Below are 21,568 nucleotides of genomic sequence, written 5' to 3' on the forward strand. Positions count from 1 at the left end.
AGTTCCGGAGATTGATTTGCCGTCCACCGCCATCAAGCCCAAACCTCGCACCAAACCAGCGGAAATACGTCGCAACGAACTGATGGCGGCAGCCGAAGCCCTCTTCCTCGAGAAGGGCTTCGCGGCGACAAGCGTGGATGAAATCGTGCGTCTGGCGGATGTCGCCAAAGGTACGTTCTATCTGCATTTTCGCAGCAAGGACGATATGCTGATCGCCTTGCGGCAGCGCTTTATCGACCGGTTCTGCGAAGGGCTGGAGCAGCAGTTGGAACAATGTCCAGTCGATGACTGGCAGGGAAAGCTGGCTGTCTGGGCCGAAACCGGCATTGCCGGCTATCTCGACAATTATAAGCTCCACGACATGGTGTTTCACGATTTCCATCCACCCATGCGCCGCATGAAACAGGAAAATCCGGCAATCATCCGGCTTGATGCCCTATTGACCGACGGTAATGCTGCAGGCGCGTGGAAAATAGCCGATACACGTTTGACCGCCGTGCTTCTGTTTAATGCGTTGCACGGTGCGGTCGATGAGATCATCTCCAATCCGGATATGATGGATCGTGTCGAAATGGTCGCCGGAGTGAAAGCATTTTTCCTGCAGGCAGTTCGCGCATAGCAGTTACCCCCAAAGAAAAAGGGAGGCTGGGTGCCTCCCTCTATCCATCTGTTTTCACAAGTGTGTTGATCTCGAAACCGGTTCCCACTTTCAGGAGATAGGCTCTGGCACGAATGCTGGGCTTATTTCTCGACGAAAGCCTTCTCGATGACGTAATGTCCGGCTTCGCTCTGGCTGCCTTCGGTGAACCCGCGCTCTTCCAGAATCTGTTTTGTTTCGGCCAGCATTTCCGGGCTGCCGCAGAGCATCATGCGGTCGTCGTCGTGGTTAAACTCGGGCAGACCGACATCGGTGAACAGCTGGCCCGAGCGGATGAGATCGGTCAGGCGACCTCGGTTCTTGTAGGGCTCACGCGTGACGGTCGGGTAATAGATGAGCTGCTTCTGCACCATTTCTCCGAGGAATTCATCCTGCGGCAGTTCACTGGCGATGAAATCCGTATAGGCGAGTTCGGCGACCTGACGCACGCCATGAACGAGAATGATCTTCTCGAAACGTTCGTATGCTTCCAGATCGCGAATGATCGACAGGAATGGTGCGAGGCCGGTGCCGGTCGAGAGCAGCCAGAGATTTTTTCCAGGCTTCAGATTGTCGTAGAGCAACGTGCCGACCGGCTTCTTGGACAGGATGATCTGGTCGCCAACCTTCAAATGCTGGAGCTTGGAAGTGAGCGGACCGTTCGGCACCTTGATCGAGAAGAATTCCAAGCCGTCTTCATAAAGGCTAGAGGCAATCGAATAGGCACGCGTGAGCGGCTTGCCGTTCACTTCCAAGCCCATCATGATGAACTGACCGCTCTGGAAGCGAAAACCGGGGTCGCGCGTCGTGCGGAAGGAAAACAGCGTATCGGTCCAGTGATGGATGTCGGTGACGGTTTCCTGATTGAAGTTGCTGCTCATTTTCGGAACTGTCTCTGTCTTGCTCCTGCACCGCTTGGGAGGACGGCGTCCAGGGAATTGGATTGGTTGGTTCGGTCTTATCGGTCATTGCTGCATTTTGCCCGCAACCATGCACCTCCGTGGAGACTGCATCCGCTGCAGGCAAAACGCCTTGATCGCAATCAATGTAAGCGCGTCATGCTGCCTTCAGGGTGGCTTCCGCGAATTCGTAATTGGCCAGCTTGTCGAGGAAATTCGTTACATAGTCAGGCCGACGATTACGGAAATCGAGATAATAGCTATGTTCCCAGACATCAAGCCCTAATAGCGCCTTGCCTTCGCCGGTTGCCAGCGGATTGGAGCCGTTTGGTGTCTTGGTGACCTTCAGCTTGCCGTCATTGGCAAGAACCAACCACGCCCAGCCAGAACCGAACTGGCCGACGGCTGCAGTCTTGAAGGCTTCCTTGAACTGGTCGACATTGCCGAAATCCTCGACGATCTTCTTTTCCAGAGAACCGGGCAGGCGTCCACCGGTTGCCGACAGGTTCTGCCAGAACAGATTGTGGTTCCAGTGCTGGCCAGCATTGTTGAACACCGGAGCGAGATCGGCCTTGTCCTTGGCGAAGAGGACGATTTCTTCGAGCGTTTTATCCTTGAGCGCGTCATTCTTTTCAACGAAACCGTTGAGTGCCGTCACATAGGCCTGATGGTGCTTGCCGTGATGCAGCTCGAGCGTTTCCGTACCCATTCCGACGCCTTCAAGTGCGTTGGTTGCGAAGGGAAGTGGTGGCAAAGTGAAGCTCATTTTAAAACTCCTGATCGCTTGAGCATGATCACCGGTCGGCATCCTGAGGATCGATTCCGGTGTCGACTCTGGCTTTGACGAAAGCCGGTTTGAATATTGAAAATTCAGAATTATCTTGCTTTGACAGGTCTGATCGCCTATTTAACAAGATAATCCTTCTTTAAATAGAAAACGGCACATATGTCAAGGAATGACTTTCTAAATACCAATGAATTGGGAGCACGTTCTCCCGCAGGAAGGATCATGCTCTCGCTCAAGATGCGGGGAGCGCAGACCGCGGCGACCATCGGAGAGCATTTGGGAACCACAGGTGAGGCGGTTCGCCAACAGCTGGTGCGTCTTGCCGAGGAGGGGCTTGTTTCCTCACATTCCGTGTCGCAGGGCGTTGGTCGACCCTCATTGTTCTGGGATTTAACCGAAGCCGGTAACAAACGTTTTCCCGATACACATGCCGATTTGACTGTTCAGCTTCTTCATTCGGTACGCGCCATTCTTGGTGACGATGCGCTGGACACGCTGATCGCCCATCGCGAGACCGAGACGCGACGTCAATATCAGACACGCCTGAAGGATTTGCCTCTTGACCAGCGAGTGAAGGAACTTGCCGATATTCGTTCCGCCGAGGGCTACATGGCTGATGCCGTAAAGCGGGAAGACGGTTCCTGGGTGCTCATAGAAAACCATTGTCCGATCTGTGCCGCTGCCGATGCTTGTCAGGGCTTTTGCAGGTCGGAGCTTCAGGTATTCAGGGCCGTGCTTGGCCCTGATGTTTCTGTAAACCGCACCGAGCATATTCTGGCCGGTGCACGGCGCTGTGCTTACGTTATTGCGCCAACCGCCTAACCATCCTTTCAGCCCTAACCACCCTTTCAGCATTGTGCCGGTTGCGGCTGTTTCGCGCTGCGGACCAGAGCAAGCGCTGATACGAACGCCAGTGCAGACAGAATGGCAAAACCGGAGAAGAGCCAAAGTGCGGCATGTGCGGTGCCGGCAAAGCCACCGGGATTGGTGAGGCCAGCCATATTGGCAACCATTCCGGCAAGTGCGGCACCAAGGGCGGTCGTAAAAAGCTGTACCATCGTCACGGACGCGGAAGCCAGATTTTGATCCTCTGTGTCGGCGCGCTTGAAAATGCGGGTCAGCAGATGCGGCCATGTCAGGCCGACGCCGAAACCGATGACCGCCAGCGCGATACAGATCGGCAGCAGATCATACCAATGTCCTTCGCTGCCTGCGGGAATGAGAACAGCCAGCGTTACCATGCCTGCCACCCCCATGACGGGGGCGGCGAGAATCACACGGTCAGTGCGCCCGGCGGCAACTCCTGACGATCCGATAGAGCCAAGGGTCCAGCTGCCGCCCATGATGGCTGCCAGATACCCCGCAACAAGCGGCGACTGGTTGTGCAATACCTGAAAGAACAGCGGCACGAAGACCTCAGCACTGGTAACGGATGCGCTGAGGAAGGCAAGCGTCAGATAGAGCGCGCCGAGTTTCTGGATACTGAACGAGCCTTTCGGAAGGATGCGCCTGCCGGCTTTCTTTTCCACTGCGGCAAGGAGAAGCAGCAGGACAATGGCAACCGCGACACCACCGGCATTCAGCGCCAGCTCAGATGAAATGCTCCCGGCAGAGACGGCAAGGACAGCAGCAGCCAAAAGGATGAGTTGCGGCCAGGCAAGCCGGTCATTGCTGGCGGCAGCGCCGGATTCACGCGGCAGGATAATCATGGCCATGACGGTAAACAGGGCAATCACTGGCGCCAGTGACCAGAAAGCGGCGCGCCAGACGCCAAGCTCCGCAAAAACACCGCCGATGGCTGGGCCGACAAGGGTGGCGACGCCCCACATGCCGGAAACGAGACCAATGGCGCGCGGCCATAGTGCTTCGTCGAAAACGATGCGGATCATGGAATAGGAGAGCGCCAGCATCATGCCGCCGCCAAGGCCTTGTATGGCGCGCCCCGCCAGCATGACGGGCATGGATGGGGCCAGACCGCAAGTCAGGGTTCCGGCAGCGAAGATGACCGCCGCGATCAGGTAGGCGCTGCGCGGGCCTGCCTGTGAAAGCAGGCGCGGCACGAGGGCTGAGCCGAGAATGGATGCAGTCACGAACAGCGCCGTGTTCCACGCATAATAATCCATGCCGCCAATGTCGGCGACGACTGTTGGCAGGATGGTTGTCGCGATGAACACGTTGATGGCATGAAGCGCCACGCCGCCAACAAGCGTCAGCGAAACAATGCCGTTTCTACCTGCGAACAGATCTCCCCAACCGGCGGTCGGCTTGTGATCCTGCATTTCATTTTCCTCTGACTGTCATTAAGCGGTCGAAAGCCCGAATAAGGCCGATCCGAACATGGAAATAATGGCTACGCCCGTGCCTATAATTTGTCAAGCAAGCGCTTGTTTAATCGGATTGATGATACTCATGAAACTGTAGCAAGCTGTCTTGCCGGGTTGAAGCCATTTGTCCAGGCAAAGACTTTCAATGAAAATGACGGGGGCAAGGGGGCGAGTAAGAGGGACGGGGTTCAAATCCTCGCAAAAAGCTCTATATGAAGCTCACCCGCCGGAGGTGGAGAAGCAATCCGCGATAGCTTGTGGGGAAATTTTTCCCGATAATGCTGTGGCGGATTTGTGTTTCTGTCACAAGCTTCCTATAAGCCTTCAAATAATTTGGGAAACTACTTGTATGTTTCCTCAACTTGGCAAACCAGCCTTGCTGGCGAGGCCAGATTTCTCCTTTTGGACGACCCGGAACTCTCATGATCCAGACGCCTTACTATCTGATCGACAAGACCAAGCTGAAGCGCAACATGGAAAAGGTTGCATATGTGCGCGAGAAATCCGGCGCCAAGGCGCTGTTGGCGCTGAAATGCTTTGCCACGTGGTCGGTATTTGATCTGATGAGCGAATATATGGATGGCACGACATCGTCTTCGCTCAATGAAGTGCGTCTCGGTCACGAGAGATTTGGCGGCGAAACCCATGCCTACAGCGTGGCCTACGCCGATAACGAGATCGACGACGTTATCAGCCATGCCGACAAGATCATCTTCAATTCCATCGGACAGCTGGAACGCTTCGCCGACAAGGCAGCGCATATCAGGCGCGGCTTGCGCCTCAATCCGGGTGTCTCGTCCTCGGGCTTCGATCTGGCCGATCCGGCGCGTCCGTTCAGCCGTCTTGGCGAGTGGGACGTGGCGAAGGTGGAAAAGGTCATGGATCGCGTTACCGGTTTCATGATCCATAACAATTGCGAAAACTCCGATTTCGGTCTTTTCGACAAGATGCTGACCGACATTGAAGAAAAATTCGGCTCGCTTCTCCATCGCGTTGAATGGGTGAGCCTTGGCGGCGGCATCCATTTCACCGGCGACGATTATCCGGTCGATGAATTCTGCGCACGCCTGAAGGCGTTCTCGGAAAAGTTCGGCGTTCAGGTTTATCTGGAGCCGGGCGAGGCCTCGATCACCAGAACCACGACTCTGGAAGTCACGGTTCTCGACACGCTTTATAACGGCAAAAACCTTGCCATCGTCGACAGTTCCATCGAAGCGCATATGCTTGACCTGCTCATCTATCGCGAAAAGGCGAAGATGGCGCCAAACAATGGCGAGCACAGCTATATGGTCTGCGGCAAATCCTGCCTTGCAGGCGATATTTTCGGCGAGTTCACGTTCGACAAGGAGCTTTCCATCGGCGACCGCCTCTCATTTGAAGATGCGGCCGGTTATACGATGGTCAAGAAGAACTGGTTCAATGGCGTGAAAATGCCTGCGATTGCCGTGCGCGAGCTGGATGGCACGGTCAAACTTGTCCGCGAATTTGATTATGCGGATTTTGAGGGTTCGCTCTCCTGAGCCCTGCGCCGCAGTATTAATTAGCGGCGTAAAACTTAAACAGGTTCTACGGCTGAGGGCGCCGGGGACGAGAAACAGATGGCGGGGAACCGCTGGAAGAGGAAGCATCGACAGAAAATGAAGAAGAACGTTCTCATTATCGGCGCCGGGGGCGTGGCACAGGTTGTTGCACATAAATGTGCGCAAAACTCTGACATATTGGGCGATATCCATATTGCGTCCCGCACGGTTGAGAAATGCCGCAAGATTATCGATAGCGTGCATGAAAAGAAGAGCCTCAAGACCGAGGTGAAGCTGGAAGCGCATGCGCTGGACGCAATGGATATTGAGGCCACCAAGGCTCTGATCCAGAAGACGGGCGTTCAGATCGTCATCAATGTCGGCTCGGCCTTCCTCAATATGTCGGTCCTTCGCGCCTGTATCGACACGGGCGTTGCTTACATGGACACGGCCATTCACGAAGATCCGAAGAAGATCTGCGAGACGCCGCCATGGTATGGCAATTACGAATGGAAGCACCTCAAGGAATGTGAAGAGAAGGGCATCACCGCCATTCTCGGTATCGGCTTCGATCCGGGCGTGGTCAATGCCTATGCGCGTCTGGCAGCCGATGATTATCTCGATGAAGTCAAATCCATCGACATCGTTGACATCAATGCCGGTTCGCATGGCCGCTGGTTCTCGACCAATTTCGACCCGGAAATCAATTTCCGCGAATTCACCGGCACAGTTTATTCCTGGCAGAAGGGTGCCTGGCAGTCGAACAAGATGTTCGAAGTCGGCCACACGTTCGACCTGCCTGTCGTCGGCCCGAGCAAGGCTTATATGACCGGCCATGATGAAGTGCATTCGCTTTCCAAGAACTATCCGAACGCGGATGTCCGCTTCTGGATGGGCTTTGGCGATCACTACATCAATGTCTTCACGGTGCTGAATAATCTGGGCCTCCTGTCCGAGCAGCCAGTCAAGACCGCTGAAGGTCTGGAAGTCGTGCCGCTCAAGGTGGTCAAGGCCGTTCTGCCTGATCCGTCGTCACTGGCACCGGATTACACCGGCAAGACCTGCATTGGCGATTTCGTCAAGGGCACCAAGGACGGCAAGGAAAAGGAAGTCTTCATCTACAACGTTGCCGACCACAAGGACGCTTACAACGAAGTGGGTTCGCAGGGTATTTCCTATACCGCTGGTGTACCCCCTGTCGCTGCCGCCATCCTGATCGCTTCGGGCGAATGGGATGTGAAGAAGATGGTCAATGTGGAAGAGTTGAACCCGAAGCCTTTCCTCAACATCCTGAACCATATCGGCCTGCCATCCCGTATCAAGGATGAAAACGGCGACCGCGCACTCGATTTCGCGTAAGGTTCTAGCTTAGCACTATCGAAAAACCCCGCTTTGGCGGGGTTTTTCATTTTCTCGATCCTCATCCTGAGGAGGCCCGCAGGGCCGTCTCGAAGGATCGAAGGATCGCCCTTCGAGGCTTCGCTTCGCACCTCAGGGTGAGGGGATGCGACTATTCAGGCATCTTTGGCCAGGTGTCAGACAGCCGATATCCACCGGGAAACGGGTCGCTCGGATCGAGCATGAGCTGCGAGGTTCCCGTCACCCATGCGCGGCCGGAAATGATCGGGCTGATGGCGGGCTTGCCGCCCAATTCCAACACCTTGTCCAGCCGACAATGAAACTCCGTACCCAGCACCGATTTGCCGATAAATCTTTCACCGGCTTGCATTTGGCCCTTTGCGTGCAGCACGGCCATGCGGGCCGAACAGCCGGTGCCGGTCGGCGAGCGGTCGAGCTTGGCCGGACGGATGGCCACGGTATTCACGCCGGTCAGGACATCACCCTCGCGCGTCACCGGCTCGGTGATCTGGCAGAAGGAAATGTGGTTCCAGTCTTTTTCAGGATGGCGGAAGCCAAGCTGTTCATTGGCGGCTTTGGTGATCTTCACCCCGATCTCGGCCAGTTCCCGCGCTTGACCCGGCTCGATCTTCATGCCGATCTGCGCCGCGTCGATAATGACAAAACTGTCGCCGCCATAGGCCGTATCGACCGTGACTGTGCCGATCCCGTCGACTTCAAGCGCAGCATCGAGCCTGTCTGCGAAAGACGGCACATTGCGCACCGAAATGCGCTCGGCCTTGCCGTTGCGGCATTCAGCTTCCACTTCGATGATTCCGCCGGGCGCTTCCAGTACCATGCGCGTCACCGGCTCCTGCATCGGGATGATACCGCTGTCGAGCAGCACTGTCGAAACGCAGATCGAGTTCGAACCCGACATGGGCGGTGTATCGGCGGGTTCCATGATGATGAAACCCATCTGCGCGCGCGGGTCTTTCGGCGGCACCAGCAGGTTGACGTGGCGAAAGACGCCGCCGCGCGGTTCGTTCAGCACGAAATTGCGTAAGGTCTCGTCGCGGGCGATGAAGCGCGATTGTTCCCATAAGGTATCGCCGGGAGGAGGCGCGACACCGCCGACGATGACATCGCCGACCTCGCCCTCTGCGTGACAGCCGACAATATGGATGACCTTGGTGCTGCGCATGATGCCTCCTGCAATTCCTGCAATCATTCCTATCGGTTAGGGTGTCAGCGTCAATCATTTATCGGACGGCCAATTGCGCTTTCGCGTCAGAATGAGGATTTCATTCCTCTCAGTGGCAGGAGATGAAAAATCCATTTCGAGACGTGTTGCTTCTTTGAACAAGTCTGCTATCCATGATGCTCTAATTTTGTGCAAATCGATGCGCAGCCCGCTTGGCTCCGGATCAGTTTCTGGAACATACACAACGTTCCCAATAGAAATTGAACAACCCGAAAAATGGGATGTAGTCGCTTTACGAGCGACGGACATCCTTAGCCGGCATGGGACGGTCGATGATCGTATTTCCACGCCTCTTCTCAGATTGACTTGGTCTCTGATGTTCCGAGGTGCGGCCTCAGTAAAAATGGAACATCCGGCGGATTGACGGCCCTGGATGCTTCGGGGAGCGAACTATGGACAGGACAATTGATGCGGGTTTTCAGCAACCCCATGAATCCGGCACGCAGCGCTGGGGCCGGGAGATGGCGGCGGCGCTGAAGCTTGGCTGGCCGTTGATCTTCACCAATCTCTCGCAGGCAGCGCTGACGGCTACCGATGTCATCTTCATCGGCCGTCTCGGCGCGGACACGCTTGCTTCGGCGCTGCTGGCGACAAGCTTCTATCATACGCTGATGATCTTCTCGATGGGGCTTGTTTCAGCTGTGATGCCGATGATCGCCATTGCGCTCGGCAAGAACCGCCATTCAGTCCGCGATGTGCGCCGCACCGTGCGTCAGGGATTCTGGACCGCGATCATGATCGCGATCCCGATCTGGATTGTGCTCTGGCATTGCGAGGAGATTTTTCTGTTTCTCGGCCAACGCCCTGATATTGCCGCTCGTTCGACCGACTTCATGCACACGCTGCAATGGGCGCTGCTGCCTTATCTCGGCTATATCGTCCTGCGCTCGTTCTTTGCGGCCATGGAAAAGCCGATGTGGACACTGCTGATTGCAGCACTCGCTATCGGCTTCAACGCGCTCGCCGGTTGGACGCTGATTTTCGGCCATTTTGGCTTTCCGCGCATGGAACTGCACGGCGCTGGTATCGCCACTACAGCGTCAAGTACAATGATGTTCCTTGGACTTGCGTTCATCACACTGCGTCATCGCCGCTTCCGTCGCTATCATCTGTTCGGTCGGTTCTGGCGTCCTGACTGGCCGCGCCTGCTTGAACTTTGGCGGATTGGTATCCCGATGGCGCTGACTTTCGTGTTCGAGACGTCCATCTTCTATGCAGCCGTCGTCATGATGGGTCGTATCGGACCCACCGCCATGGCGGCCCATGCGGTGGCGATCCAGATCGCATCACTGAGCTTCATGGTGCCGCTCGGTTTCGGACAGGTTGCAACCGTGCGCGTAGGCAGAGCCTATGGCGCTGGCCACCCCAAAGCGATTGCCTATGCCGGCTGGAGCGCTTATTTCCTCGGTGTCGGCTTCATGGCTGTGATGGGCCTCCTGATGGTTCTCATACCGCGCTTGTTCATCGGTGTTTTTCTCGATCTGCACGATCCGCAAAATCAGCCGGTGATGGAACTTGCCGTTACGTTCCTTGCGCTTGCCGCCCTGTTCCAGATTGTTGATGGTGCCCAGGCGGTCGCTGCGGGCATGCTGCGCGGCCTGCGTGATACACGGATACCGATGTTCCTGGCGCTATTCGGCTATTGGGGTGTCGGCTTGCCGCTCGGCGCCTTGCTTGCGTTCAAGTTCGAACTCGGCGGTGTGGGTATCTGGCTCGGTCTCGCTGCCGGTCTCGGCATCGTTGCGGTGTTGATGACATTGCGGTGGCGCAGGCATCTCGCGCATGTCTCGGCCCATCCGGCCTAACAAAAAAAAGCCATACGACATCGCGTCGTATGGCTTTTGATTTGCAACTCCGAGACTTACTTCGTCAGCGCGGTGATGCGGTCGAGCGCGGCACCAAAGCCTTTCAGCGAAACCTTGAAGGCGACAGGCTGGCTGGGGCTCAAGGCCGTCGTGGTGACATTGATATTGGTGCCGGCTTTAAGCGCTGCGACCTGCTTCGCGTCGAAACTTACCGGCGCCAGACAACCTTGGGGCAGACAGGTGGAGAAAGCCAGATTAGGCCCTGCGGCTTCATCGATCTTGAGTGCCGCGCCTTTTGCCAGGTCGAGACCGAAGGGCATCAGGAAAACGCCTTCGACCTTGCCGTCGGTATTGCGCAATTCTGCAGTGAGGACGCGCTGGCCGGTCTGTGTACTGCTCTGGTCCTGACGCATGACACAGATGCTTGTTTCCTTTTGGGTCTGGCAGGAAACGGTCCAGTCTTGATAGGTCTCCTGAAGAGTGCTTGCTCCACCGGGAAGAGGAGCCGCCAGCACTGGTGTGCCGATAATGGAAGCGAGCGTGAATGCAAGACCGATTGAGCGATAGTTTTTCATAAATAGATTCTCTCTGAAACTAATGAGTCCTGGAGCCGTATAATAAGACGCGGCGTCCAGGAAAACTCTATTGAGCATAAAATATCCATGTCTTCAACGACGGATTATTGTTTGTATATTTGCTATATAAGTAGATGTTAATACAATTTAATCCCTATAAACTGTATTTTCTACAGCGCAAGGTTTTTCTCCGCACCCCTTTTCCTTGCGGGGTGGGAACTTTAAAGTCACTGGTTGACGGGCCTGCCTGTGGTGCCGGGAGGAGAGAACGTGACGCTACGCTATCAGATCGTTGCCTTGGCGATTGTGCCTCTTATCGTGGCCATTCTGACGGTGACCGCCTTTATTACCTGGCAATCGGCAAATCTCGTGCAAAGCAGTATCGCGACTTTCGAAAAGAATATGCTGAAAGCCAAGGAGACAGAACTTCTCAATCTTACCAATCTGGCGCTTTCCTCCATACAGCAGATTTACGACGAGGCTGGTCCCGCCGATACTGCAGCCATGGAAAAGGTGCGAAAGATCCTGACGTCGCTCGATTATGGTCGCGATGGCTATTTCTTCGTCTATGACTACGACGGCAACAATGTCGTTCATCCCCGTCAGACATTCCGGCCCGGCCATAATTGGCTCGATCTTGTCGATCCCGACGGCGACCGCGTTATCGCCAATCTGATTGGCAAAGCCAAGGAAGGCGGAGGACTGCACCAATATAAATGGGAAAAGCCGTCGAGCGGCGAAATGGCCGACAAGCTCTCATTTGCTGTTGGCCTGGATAAGTGGAAGTGGATGCTCGGAACGGGCGTCTATCTCGATGACGTCTATGCACAGACTGCCGCCGCAAATGCGGATTTTCGTGCCAATATCCGTACAACCTTCCTCATCGTCAGCCTGATAGCCGTGCCTGCCGTAATGCTCGTCTTCGCGACCTGTATGCTGCTCAATCTGCGCGAGCGGCGCATGGCCGACAACAAGTTGAAGGAGCTGGCGCAGCGCATCATCGACACGCAGGAAGAAGAACGAGCGCGTCTGGCGCGCGAGCTTCATGACGGTATTTCCCAAAATCTCGTCGGTGTTCGCTATGCTATCGATCTTGCAAGTCGTCAGGTGAGAATGGGCAGCGGAGGTGCACCGCTTGCAATCGAGAAAGCATCGGATGCGCTCAATGGTGCGATCAAGGAAGTGCGGCGGCTTTCACACGATTTGCGCCCGCGCATTCTGGACGATCTTGGGCTGACGGTAGCTCTTAAAGCCCTGTGTGAGCATTTTTCGGAGCGAACAGGCATTGAAACGCAGCTGGAAGCAGGCGGGCTGAACGAGACGCTGAAGCCGGAGGCAAGCACTGCACTTTATCGCGTCGTGCAGGAGGCGCTCACCAATGTCGAGCGTCACTCTGGTGCAAGCCATGTTGGAATCCGGCTGTGGGGTGCTAATGGCAAGGTAACAATGACCGTTGCGGACGACGGCAATGGTTTCACCGCGCGGGATCTGAAGGACGAGCTGTCGGGTTTGGGCTTGCGTAATATGCAGGAGCGAATGGCACATTTCGGCGGTGTACTCTTGGTTGAAACCAGCACAGATGGTACGCAACTCACCGCGCGTTTGCCGAAATCGGCAACAGAAAGAAGGCGGGAACCGGAAGTCGCATGACGAACGAATGCAAGATTCGCGTATTGCTCGTGGATAATCATCCGCTGGTGCTGGATGGCCTGCGAGCTGTGCTCGAAACCTATGATGATATCGATATTGCAGGAGCGGCCTCCAATGCGCGAGCTGCTCTTGAATTGGCGCTTTCCGTCAATCCCGATGTGGTTCTGATGGACATCAATATGCCGCTTCTCAACGGTATCGACGCTATCGAACTGTTCAAGAAGCAGTTGCCCGGCATTCGTATTCTCATGCTTTCGATGCATGATAGCCGCGAATACATCTCGACTTCCATCATGCGCGGCGCGTCGGGCTATGTGCTAAAGGATGTGTCCACGACTGAAATCGTTGCTGCCATTCACGCGGTTGCGTCGGGCGGAACATATTTCTCGTCCGGCGTTTCGGAAGCTCTACTCGATAGCGGAGAAAGAAAGTCGGAAGGCTTGTCCACGCGCGAGAATGACGTACTCGTACTGGTTGCCGAAGGTGGAAGCAATCGCGAGATTGCGACGCGGCTCGGTATTTCGGAAGCGACAGTCGAAACTCACCGCAAGAACATCAAGAAGAAGCTTGGAATTGCCAGCACTGCCGGGCTTACGCGCTATGCTATCGAAAACCGGCTACGCCTGTCTTCGCAATAACATATATCCAGTTTCATCTCCCGATATCGCCTTACCCACTAATGGGTAGCGCTCTGTTTCTTAGAACTTTCGTCCGCTTGCGGCGTGGAATCGCCAGTCCTATCATTCGCTCCAAAACCGCTTGAGGAGGCGGAACAGAAGGGGAGGAGCGATGTCGGTTATGCTGGCGTTGTCGCGTGCTATCGACGCGGCCAATAATTTCATCGGAAAATCCGTATCGTGGCTGGTGCTTCTGGCAGTGCTTATCAGCGCCATTAATGCGATTTCGCGCAAGCTGTTCAATGCCAGCTCGAACGCGTGGCTGGAAGCACAATGGTATCTGTTCTCGGCAGTCTTTTTGATCGCCGCCGGATATACACTGCTGCATAGCGAGCATGTAAAGGTCGATCTTCTCTACAGCCGCTATTCGCGCCGGACTCAGCTCCTCGTCGAGATTTTCGGGACGATCTTTTTCCTCCTGCCTTTCTGCCTCATCACGATCTATCTGTCGTGGCCCATCGTGGAAGCCAAGATCGCAAGTGGCGAAACCTCCAACAATACGGGCGGGCTCGTTCTCTGGCCGGTCTGGGTGTTGATACCCATCGGCTTCGGGCTGCTTGCGTTGCAGGGCATCTCCGAACTCATCAAGCGCATCGCTATTCTGCAAGGGCGCATACCGGATACGGTCGCCATTGAAGACGCTGAAGCCAGGGCGCTCTGAGGGGAACGGATATGGTTGCTTTTATTGCGGAAAATCTCGCGCCGCTGATGTTTCTTTCGCTGGTGGTCGTGTTGTTGCTTGGCTACCCGGTGGCTTTCGCGCTGGCCTTTGTCGGTTTTGCCTTTGGTTTCGTCGGCATCGAGATAGGGCTTCTGCCGGTCAATTTGTTTGGAGCGATACCGGATCGCATCTTTGGGCAGATGTCGAACGAGACATTGCTGGCCATTCCGTTCTTCACGTTCATGGGGCTGATACTGGAGCGAAGCGGCATGGCGGAAGATCTGCTCGATACGATCGGGCAGCTTTTTGGCCCGGTGCGCGGCGGCCTTGCCTTCGCTGTCATTGTCGTCGGTGCGCTGCTCGCGGCCACGACGGGCGTAGTGGCTGCTTCCGTCATTTCCATGGGGCTGATTTCACTCCCGATCATGCTGCGCTACGGTTATGATCGCAAAGTGGCGAGCGGCACGATTGCTGCATCGGGCACGCTGGCGCAAATCATTCCGCCCAGCCTCGTTCTGATCGTTCTTGCCGATCAGCTGGGCCGCTCGGTCGGCGATATGTATAAGGGCGCGCTGGTCCCCGGCCTTCTGCTCGTCGGGTTTTACTGTGCCTTCATCATCGGCATGGCGATCCTGCGGCCAGATTCAGTGCCTGCATTGCCGCCTCAAGCCCGCACGTTGAAAGGGTGGAAGCTGCTGCAGCGCGTGGTGCTTTCACTCGTCCCACCGCTCGTTCTGATCTTCCTCGTGCTCGGCACGATCTTCATCGGCATAGCCACGCCCACGGAAGGCGGCGCCATGGGCGCAGTAGGTGCTCTGCTTCTCGCGATTATCAACCGCCGCCTCAACATGGCGATTCTGACTTCGGCGCTTTATGCGACCGCGAAGCTGTCATCCTTCGTCATCTTCATCTTGCTCGGTGCACGCGTCTTCTCGCTCACCTTCTATGGTGTCAACGGCCACGTCTGGGTCGAGCATCTGATGACGTCGATTCCCGGCGGTGAAGTCGGCTTCCTGATCGTCGCCAATCTTCTGGTGTTCTTTCTGGCCTTCTTCCTCGATTATTTCGAACTGGCTTTCATCATCATCCCGCTTCTGGCCCCGGTGGCCGACAGTCTTGGCATAGATCTGATCTGGTTCGGCGTCATGCTGGCGGTCAATATGCAGACATCCTTTATGCATCCGCCATTTGGCTTCTCGCTTTTCTATCTGCGCTCGGTCGCCCCATCCCGCCCCTATAAGGACAAGGTGACGGGCGCGACCATCCAGCCCGTGACATCTGGCCAGATTTACCTGGGGTCGATCCCGTTCCTGATAATCCAGCTTGTCATGGTCGGTATCATCATCAGCTTCCCGGGTATCGTTACACATTACAAGAGCGGCCATCCGCAGGCCGATCCGGCATCGATCCAGATCAATGTACCGATGCCCGATGCCGGAGGCGGCAATCCGTTTGGCACCGCGCCAGCACCTTTCGGCGCGCCTTCGCCATCGAACGAGCCTTTGCCCGCACCTTCTTTTGGTTCACCTCAGCCGAGCTTCGGACAGGATAACGACCAACAGCAAAAACCTGCGCAGTGAGGGGAAAACGAGCATTGCGTAAGTCCCGATAAAACCGGAATAATCTTAGGAGGAGACACATGAAACAGGATTTGAGCCGCCGGACATTTCTGACAAAGGGAGCCGCAATCGGCGCCGCCGCGGCGACAAGCGGAGCAGCTCTGGCGACACCTGCAATCGCGCAGGAATTGCCGACGCTGCGCTGGCGCTTGACCTCGGGTTTTCCGAACAATCTGGACACCATCTATGGCGGCGCGGTCTTCATGGCTGATGCCGTATCGAAAATGACCGAGGGCAAGTTCCAGATACAGGTGTTCCAGGCTGGTGAAATCGTGCCGGGTCCGCAGGCTATCGACGCGGTTCAGGCCAATACCGTCGAAATGGCCCATACATGCGGTTATTATTTCACTGGCAAGAACCCGGCTTTCGCCATCGGCACGGCGATCCCCTTCGGCATGAACACGCGCCTGCAGAACGCCTGGCTCTATCACGGCGGTGGCAACGAGCTTTATAATACGTTCCTCGCCGATTACGGCATCGTTGGCATTGTCGGCGGCAACACGGCAGCCCAGATGGGTGGCTGGTATCGCAAGGAAATCAAGAGCCTTGCAGATCTGAAGGGTCTGAAGATGCGTATTGCGGGCGTGGCCGGTGAGGTCATGTCACGTCTCGGCGTCGTTCCGCAGCAGCTTCCCGGCGGTGACATCTATCCGTCGCTGGAACGCGGCACGATCGACGCGGCTGAATGGGTCGGCCCATATGACGACGAGAAGCTCGGCTTCTACCAGATCGCACCATACTATTATTATCCGGCTTTCTGGGAAGGCGGTGCCTCGGTGCATTTCTTCATCAACAAGCAGCAATATGAGAGCCTGCCGGAGCCATACAAGGTGGCGCTGAACACTGCGGCCGAAGCCGCGACTCAGAACATGATCGCGCTTTACGATGTGAAGAACACCGCTGCGATCCGTTCGTTGGTGTCGAAAGGGGTCAAATTGCAGCCCTTGCCGCGTGACGTTCTGGATGCTGCCTATAAAGTCGCATTCGAGCTTTATGCCGAATACAATGAGAAAAATCCGGCTTGGGCGAAAATTTATCCGTCATGGAAAAAGTTCCGCGATGAGGGCTTCGAGTGGTTCCGGGTCGCTGAATACACCTATGACAGCTATGTTTATGCGCAGCAGGCTGCAGGAAAATAGCGGCGATTTTATAAGGGGTTACGAGATGGACGGGGCTGTTTCAGCCCCGTTTTCTTTTTGTGATGTCATATTAGCTATGCCGTAAGGGAGATTATGTAATTGCTAACTGTAAGTAGTTTCATATTAATTGCCAGTGATGTCTAAGTAATATTTAATTGCGACAAAGGAAAGCAATCTATAATTAGTGTCTTAATTGGCACACTTATCAATATGTGTTCTATTTATGCTTAAAATTGGAATTGATGTATTTGATAGATATCTTCTAAGAAGCCTCGTCTGAAAAATTTCTGGAGACAATGAAAATGAAACTCAAGAGCCTGCTTCTCGGCTCCGCGGCATCGCTGGCCGCTATTACAGGTGCCCATGCTGCCGATGCCGTCGTGGCGCCTGAGCCTGAATCCGTTGAATATGTTCGCGTCTGCGATGCCTATGGTGCTGGATATTTCTACATTCCGGGCACCGAAACCTGCCTTCGCGTATCCGGCTATGTCCGATACGACGCCACTGGCGGTGACAATGTCTATGGACGCGGTTTCGTTGACCGTGACGGCAGCGTCGATACGCGCCGCAACTCGTGGGATAACAAAGCCCGCTTTACGCTGCGTCTCTCGACGGCTTCGGAAACCGAGCTCGGCACTTTGAAGACCTTTGCCGAAACCCGATATGATTGGGGTAATGGCGTTGAAGGTTCCTCCGGTTCGCTGCGCTTTGCCTATATCCAGCTTGGTGGACTCCGGGTTGGTCTTGATGAATCGGCTTTCGTCACCTTTCCGGGCTACCTTGGCAATGTCATCAACGATGATGTGATTCTCGCCGGCGGTTATCGTACGGGCCTGATCAGCTACACCTTCACCGGTGGCAACGGCTTCTCTGCCATCCTGTCGCTCGAACAGGGCAATAATGAAGATACGGATAACAAATACGGCTTCAACGGCGTCATCAAGGATTACACCCCGCATGTCGTTGGTGGTCTGAAATATGAAGGCGGCTGGGGCAAGATTGCCGCTGTTGCAGCATATGACGCGCGCAATGAAGAATGGGCCGGCAAGGTTCGTGGCGACGTAAACATTACGGACCGTTTCTCTGTCTGGGCGATGGGCGGCTATAAGTCCATGAAAGACCAATATATTGACGTGGCCAACGGCAATGGCGACGTGCTTGGTCCTGTTCGTGCGATCAACAGCTTCTATGGCACATGGGGCGGGGATTGGGCTGTATGGGGCGGTGCGGCATTCAAGGCTACCGACAAGGCCGTCATCAACGCGCAGCTTGCCTATGACGACACCAGTACTTTCGCAGCCACTGCCAACGTGGCCTACGAAATGGTTCCGGGCTTCACAGTTACGCCGGAAGTCTCTTATACCAAATGGCGTGACAGCAAGTCTTATCTTAACGGGAAAGATGCTGTTCAGGGCATGGTCCGCTTCCAGCGCTCGTTCTGATGTTGGTTGGGGGGGGCGTGCCCCCCCCCTGTCTATCTCAGAAGGTAATCCCTCTGCCGCCTTGGGTAAGTGGATGGGTATTTAGAGCGTTGCCAGTTAAAATGGAGTCGCTGGAACGGCTCTATCTATTTGTTTTCACGCATAACTCCCTAACCTGGTCCCCACTTTCGGGAGTTGCGTTAGTATATATAAATATTTACTTGTATTGCACCCAATTAAATCAGTGTTTATTTGAGTTAAATAGTGTATAAATTATATAATAATTTATACACTAAATTTAACTTTTCATTTCAATGTATCTATACTACATTGAAAGAGCCATTCGATAGTGTAGAAGGACTGCGCTATTTTCAATTTTGATCTCCAGTCGAAAGAATGGCACGGCGAGCCTCGGCTCGCCGTTTTTGTTTTGGTTGCGCCTTCCAGTTTTATTATAAAGTAATTTAGAGGTATTATTTGGAATATATATTCATAATATTCCGCATAATATTTTATAATTTAATTAAATTATTATAATCTTCAAAGAAAATTACTAAATAATAATTAGTATTAAAGATGCAACATTGTAAATAATACATATTTATATTTGTTTTATAGTGTTGATGAGGGCTGCCGGTTGTAGCTAAATGGGCTGGCACCAGATCAACAGGAGGTAGGCATGAAATTGAAGAATATATTATGTGGATGTGCGGCGACGTTGGTGAGCATATCAAGTGCTTATGCTGCCGACGCGGTAATTGCGCCGGAACCTGAAGCTGTCGAATATGTACGCGTCTGTGATGCTTATGGAGCGGGCTACTTCTATATTCCCGGCACGGAAACCTGCCTGCGCATTTCAGGTTACGTGCGTTACGATGCAGCTGGCGGCGACAATGTATATGGCCGGGGCTTCTACAGAAGTGTCGACGGTGCCTTCGCAAGTGATGTGGATGGCAATAAGACTTGGCGAAAGCTTGCACGGTTTACGTTACGCTTGAGTACGGCTTCGGAAACGGAACTCGGTACTCTGACGACCTTTGCGGAAACGCGCTATGACTGGGCTGATGGTTATGAAGGCGCTTCGGGCGCACTTCGTTTTGCCTATATCCAGCTCGGCGGCCTGCGCGTTGGTCTCGATGAATCGGCTTTCGTCACATTTCCAGGCAAATTGGGTAACGTCATCAACGACGATGTGATCCTGGCGGGTGGCTACCGCACAGGCCTCATCAGCTACACTTTCACGAGTGGTAACGGGTTCTCCGCAATCCTGTCGCTCGAACAGGGCAACAACGTGGATACCGATTCGCGATATGGTTATTACGGCACGATTGACGATTATACGCCTCATGTCGTTGGTGGCCTTCGTTTTGCACAGGGCTGGGGCGCTTTGACGGCTGTAGCTGCATATGACTCACTTAATGAAGGCTGGGCCGGAAAAATCCGCGCCGATGTCAATGTGACCGACCGTTTTTCCTTATGGGTTATGGGCGGCTATAAGAATATCGATGATGAATATATCCGCGTGGTGGGTAACGACGGGACTGTTATCGGTGGAATTCGTGCTATCAACAGTTTCTACGGTACCTGGGGTGGCGATTGGGCTGTTTGGGGCGGCGCTTCCTTCCGTGCCAGCCAGAAGGCGACGTTTAATCTCCAGGCCGCTTACGATGGAACTTCAACTTTCGCGGCAACTGCAAATGTCGCTTACGAAGTCGTTTCGGGTTTCACTGTCACACCCGAAGTCTCTTACACAAAATGGAGCGACGAGAAGTCGGTACTGGATGGTAAGGACGCTTGGCAGGGAATGGTCCGCTTTCAGCGTTCTTTCTAGTGGATTGAATTTGACGTTTGATACCCGTCCGATACTAATCCCATTTCAAACTTCAAATTCGAAAAATCCACTAGATTCATAAAGTTATTAGTAGTCTTTTTGACTCCGATATTTGCTCAGCGCTCATATCCGAGGGATGCAAATATCGGAATCAGACCGCTGGAGCATTTCCAGCAAAAGTGCGAAGCGGTTTTGCGTAGGATAATGCGGCGAAACAAATACCCAGAGCGGTTCCGACGACTCCCTTTTAACCGGAACCGCAATAGGTATTTCCAGCAAAAGTGCGAAGCGATTTTGCGTTCAGAGCCGCGTAAAAGCAAACGGATTGTGCGGTTCCGTAAAACAGGAACCGCACTGGGGGATACCTCCTCCAGAATATCTGAACTGCGGGCTTGAGCGCGCGGTTGTTCCCCCAGATAGGAAAAAGGCCGGAGTGATCCGGCCTTTTTCGTTATATGCAGATACTCAAGACCGTGGAGTGATTTTCAGGCAAGTTGTAATCATGTCAGAAGCCTCAAGATCGACCCCTTATATGAGTCGGGTGTGGCCTATCGCGAGAGCTTCATATGCCGATTAACGTCCTTGTAGAGCAGGTATCGGAACTTGCCGGGACCACCCGCATAACAGGCCTGCGGGCAGAATGCGCGCAGCCACATAAAGTCGCCTGCTTCTACTTCCACCCAGTCCTGATTGAGCCGATAGACTGCCTTGCCCTCCAGCACATAAAGCCCGTGTTCCATGACGTGGGTTTCTGCAAATGGAATGACGCCGCCGGGCATCAGGGTCACGATGGTGACATGCATGTCGTGACGCAGATCGTTCGGGTCGACAAAGCGGGTCGTCGCCCAGGCGCCGTTGGTGTCCGGCATCGGGTTGGGCGCGATATCCTTTTCGTTGAGGAATAGGGGGTCGGGAACATCAAGCCCGTCGACATATTCATATGCCTTGCGCACCCAATGGAACCGCGCTGTTGCCGCGCCATTGTTGCGGAGCGTCCAGCCGCTCTTCGGTGGCAGATAGGCATAGCCGCCTTCGGTCAGCGTGTGTGTCTTGCCTGCCACGGTGACGGCAATCTCACCCTCAACAACGAACAGCACACCTTGCGCGCTTTCATCCAGCTCGGCACGGTCGCTGCCGCCGCCTGGCTGCACTTCCATGATGTATTGCGAGAAGGTCTCGGCAAAGCCAGAAAGGGGGCGCGCAATCACCCAAAGCCGCGTCTTGTCCCAGAAGGGAAGGAAGCTCGTTACGATATCGCTGAACGTGCCCTTTGGGATCACCGCATAGGCTTCGGTGAACATGGCGCGATCAGTGAGAAGCTGGGTCTGCGGCGGCAATCCGCCTGTCGGTGCGTAATAGCTGCGATTGTTCTTGTCGTTGCCCATATGGGGAATTCCTTATGTGAGAAGCCGACCTTCCAG

Annotated in this window: 18 protein-coding genes; 12 read left to right on the top strand and 6 right to left on the bottom strand. The window is 54.6% G+C overall.

Going from position 1 to position 21,568, the window contains the following annotated elements; genetic code table 11:
- The first annotated feature begins 16 nt into the window (after positions 1 to 16).
- Entirely contained in the window at positions 17 to 619 is a 603-nt protein-coding gene (locus JNC70_RS06645; RefSeq protein WP_104756112.1) for a TetR/AcrR family transcriptional regulator, read from the top strand.
- Between the two features lie 122 nt (positions 620 to 741).
- Here the strand turns inward: JNC70_RS06645 and JNC70_RS06650 are convergent, their stop codons facing one another.
- Positions 742 to 1,518, bottom strand: a complete 777-nt coding sequence (locus JNC70_RS06650; protein ID WP_104756111.1) for a ferredoxin--NADP reductase — start codon at positions 1,516 to 1,518, stop codon at positions 742 to 744.
- Between the two features lie 175 nt (positions 1,519 to 1,693).
- Positions 1,694 to 2,302: a superoxide dismutase gene (locus JNC70_RS06655; RefSeq protein ID WP_104756110.1), complete on the bottom strand. Its 609-nt coding sequence runs from the start codon at positions 2,300 to 2,302 to the stop codon at positions 1,694 to 1,696.
- A gap of 243 nt (positions 2,303 to 2,545) precedes the next feature.
- Between JNC70_RS06655 and JNC70_RS06660 the strand changes: the two genes are divergently transcribed.
- Positions 2,546 to 3,145 carry a helix-turn-helix transcriptional regulator gene (locus tag JNC70_RS06660; protein WP_104756109.1) on the top strand — a complete coding sequence of 200 codons (600 nt, stop codon included), beginning with the start codon at positions 2,546 to 2,548 and terminating at the stop codon, positions 3,143 to 3,145.
- Positions 3,146 to 3,171: 26 nt separating this feature from the next.
- Here the strand turns inward: JNC70_RS06660 and JNC70_RS06665 are convergent, their stop codons facing one another.
- Entirely contained in the window at positions 3,172 to 4,602 is a 1,431-nt protein-coding gene (locus JNC70_RS06665) for an MFS transporter (protein WP_104756108.1), read from the bottom strand.
- 467 nt (positions 4,603 to 5,069) lie between these two features.
- On the opposite strand from JNC70_RS06665, the gene nspC reads away from it, so the two are divergent.
- Positions 5,070 to 6,167, top strand: a complete 1,098-nt coding sequence (gene nspC / locus JNC70_RS06670) for a carboxynorspermidine decarboxylase (RefSeq protein WP_104756107.1) — start codon at positions 5,070 to 5,072, stop codon at positions 6,165 to 6,167.
- 117 nt (positions 6,168 to 6,284) lie between these two features.
- On the top strand, positions 6,285 to 7,526 hold the full coding sequence (locus tag JNC70_RS06675; RefSeq protein WP_104756106.1) for a saccharopine dehydrogenase family protein: 1,242 nt from the start codon (positions 6,285 to 6,287) through the stop codon (positions 7,524 to 7,526).
- Positions 7,527 to 7,677: 151 nt separating this feature from the next.
- Here JNC70_RS06675 and JNC70_RS06680 read toward each other — a convergent pair whose 3' ends face one another.
- Positions 7,678 to 8,709 carry a trans-3-hydroxy-L-proline dehydratase gene (locus JNC70_RS06680; RefSeq protein WP_104756173.1) on the bottom strand — a complete coding sequence of 344 codons (1,032 nt, stop codon included), beginning with the start codon at positions 8,707 to 8,709 and terminating at the stop codon, positions 7,678 to 7,680.
- A 452-nt stretch (positions 8,710 to 9,161) separates the two neighbouring features.
- Here JNC70_RS06680 and JNC70_RS06685 point away from each other — a divergent pair, with 452 nt between their 5' ends.
- The gene (locus JNC70_RS06685; protein WP_104756105.1) at positions 9,162 to 10,574 is read left to right on the top strand and encodes an MATE family efflux transporter; all 1,413 of its coding nucleotides are present in this window, start codon (positions 9,162 to 9,164) and stop codon (positions 10,572 to 10,574) included.
- A gap of 56 nt (positions 10,575 to 10,630) precedes the next feature.
- On the opposite strand, the gene JNC70_RS06690 is transcribed toward JNC70_RS06685, so the two are convergent.
- A complete protein-coding gene (locus tag JNC70_RS06690) occupies positions 10,631 to 11,149 on the bottom strand; it encodes an invasion associated locus B family protein (protein WP_104756104.1) in 519 nt (172 codons plus the stop codon).
- A 270-nt stretch (positions 11,150 to 11,419) separates the two neighbouring features.
- Between JNC70_RS06690 and mctS the strand changes: the two genes are divergently transcribed.
- The 7 genes from mctS (at position 11,420) to JNC70_RS06725 (ending at position 20,147) form a co-directional block, all read left to right on the top strand.
- On the top strand, positions 11,420 to 12,799 hold the full coding sequence (gene mctS, locus JNC70_RS06695) for a two-component system sensor histidine kinase MctS (protein ID WP_104756103.1): 1,380 nt from the start codon (positions 11,420 to 11,422) through the stop codon (positions 12,797 to 12,799).
- Positions 12,796 to 13,437: a two-component system response regulator MctR gene (mctR, locus tag JNC70_RS06700; protein ID WP_104756102.1), complete on the top strand. Its 642-nt coding sequence runs from the start codon at positions 12,796 to 12,798 to the stop codon at positions 13,435 to 13,437. Before mctS ends, mctR begins: the two co-directional genes overlap by 4 nt.
- Before the next feature lie 151 nt (positions 13,438 to 13,588).
- Positions 13,589 to 14,137, top strand: a complete 549-nt coding sequence (locus JNC70_RS06705) for a TRAP transporter small permease subunit (RefSeq protein ID WP_104756101.1) — start codon at positions 13,589 to 13,591, stop codon at positions 14,135 to 14,137.
- Between the two features lie 11 nt (positions 14,138 to 14,148).
- Entirely contained in the window at positions 14,149 to 15,717 is a 1,569-nt protein-coding gene (locus JNC70_RS06710; RefSeq protein ID WP_104756100.1) for a TRAP transporter large permease, read from the top strand.
- A gap of 59 nt (positions 15,718 to 15,776) precedes the next feature.
- Positions 15,777 to 16,895, top strand: a complete 1,119-nt coding sequence (locus tag JNC70_RS06715) for a TRAP transporter substrate-binding protein (RefSeq protein ID WP_104756099.1) — start codon at positions 15,777 to 15,779, stop codon at positions 16,893 to 16,895.
- A gap of 302 nt (positions 16,896 to 17,197) precedes the next feature.
- The gene (locus JNC70_RS06720) at positions 17,198 to 18,337 is read left to right on the top strand and encodes a porin (protein WP_104756098.1); all 1,140 of its coding nucleotides are present in this window, start codon (positions 17,198 to 17,200) and stop codon (positions 18,335 to 18,337) included.
- Positions 18,338 to 18,995: 658 nt separating this feature from the next.
- Positions 18,996 to 20,147 carry a porin gene (locus tag JNC70_RS06725; protein ID WP_104756515.1) on the top strand — a complete coding sequence of 384 codons (1,152 nt, stop codon included), beginning with the start codon at positions 18,996 to 18,998 and terminating at the stop codon, positions 20,145 to 20,147.
- A 548-nt stretch (positions 20,148 to 20,695) separates the two neighbouring features.
- Here JNC70_RS06725 and JNC70_RS06730 read toward each other — a convergent pair.
- On the bottom strand, positions 20,696 to 21,532 hold the full coding sequence (locus JNC70_RS06730; RefSeq protein WP_104756514.1) for a bifunctional allantoicase/(S)-ureidoglycine aminohydrolase: 837 nt from the start codon (positions 21,530 to 21,532) through the stop codon (positions 20,696 to 20,698).
- Positions 21,533 to 21,568 lie beyond the last annotated feature (36 nt).

Source organism: Brucella oryzae (assembly GCF_041929965.1).
Lineage (GTDB): Bacteria > Pseudomonadota > Alphaproteobacteria > Rhizobiales > Rhizobiaceae > Brucella > Brucella oryzae.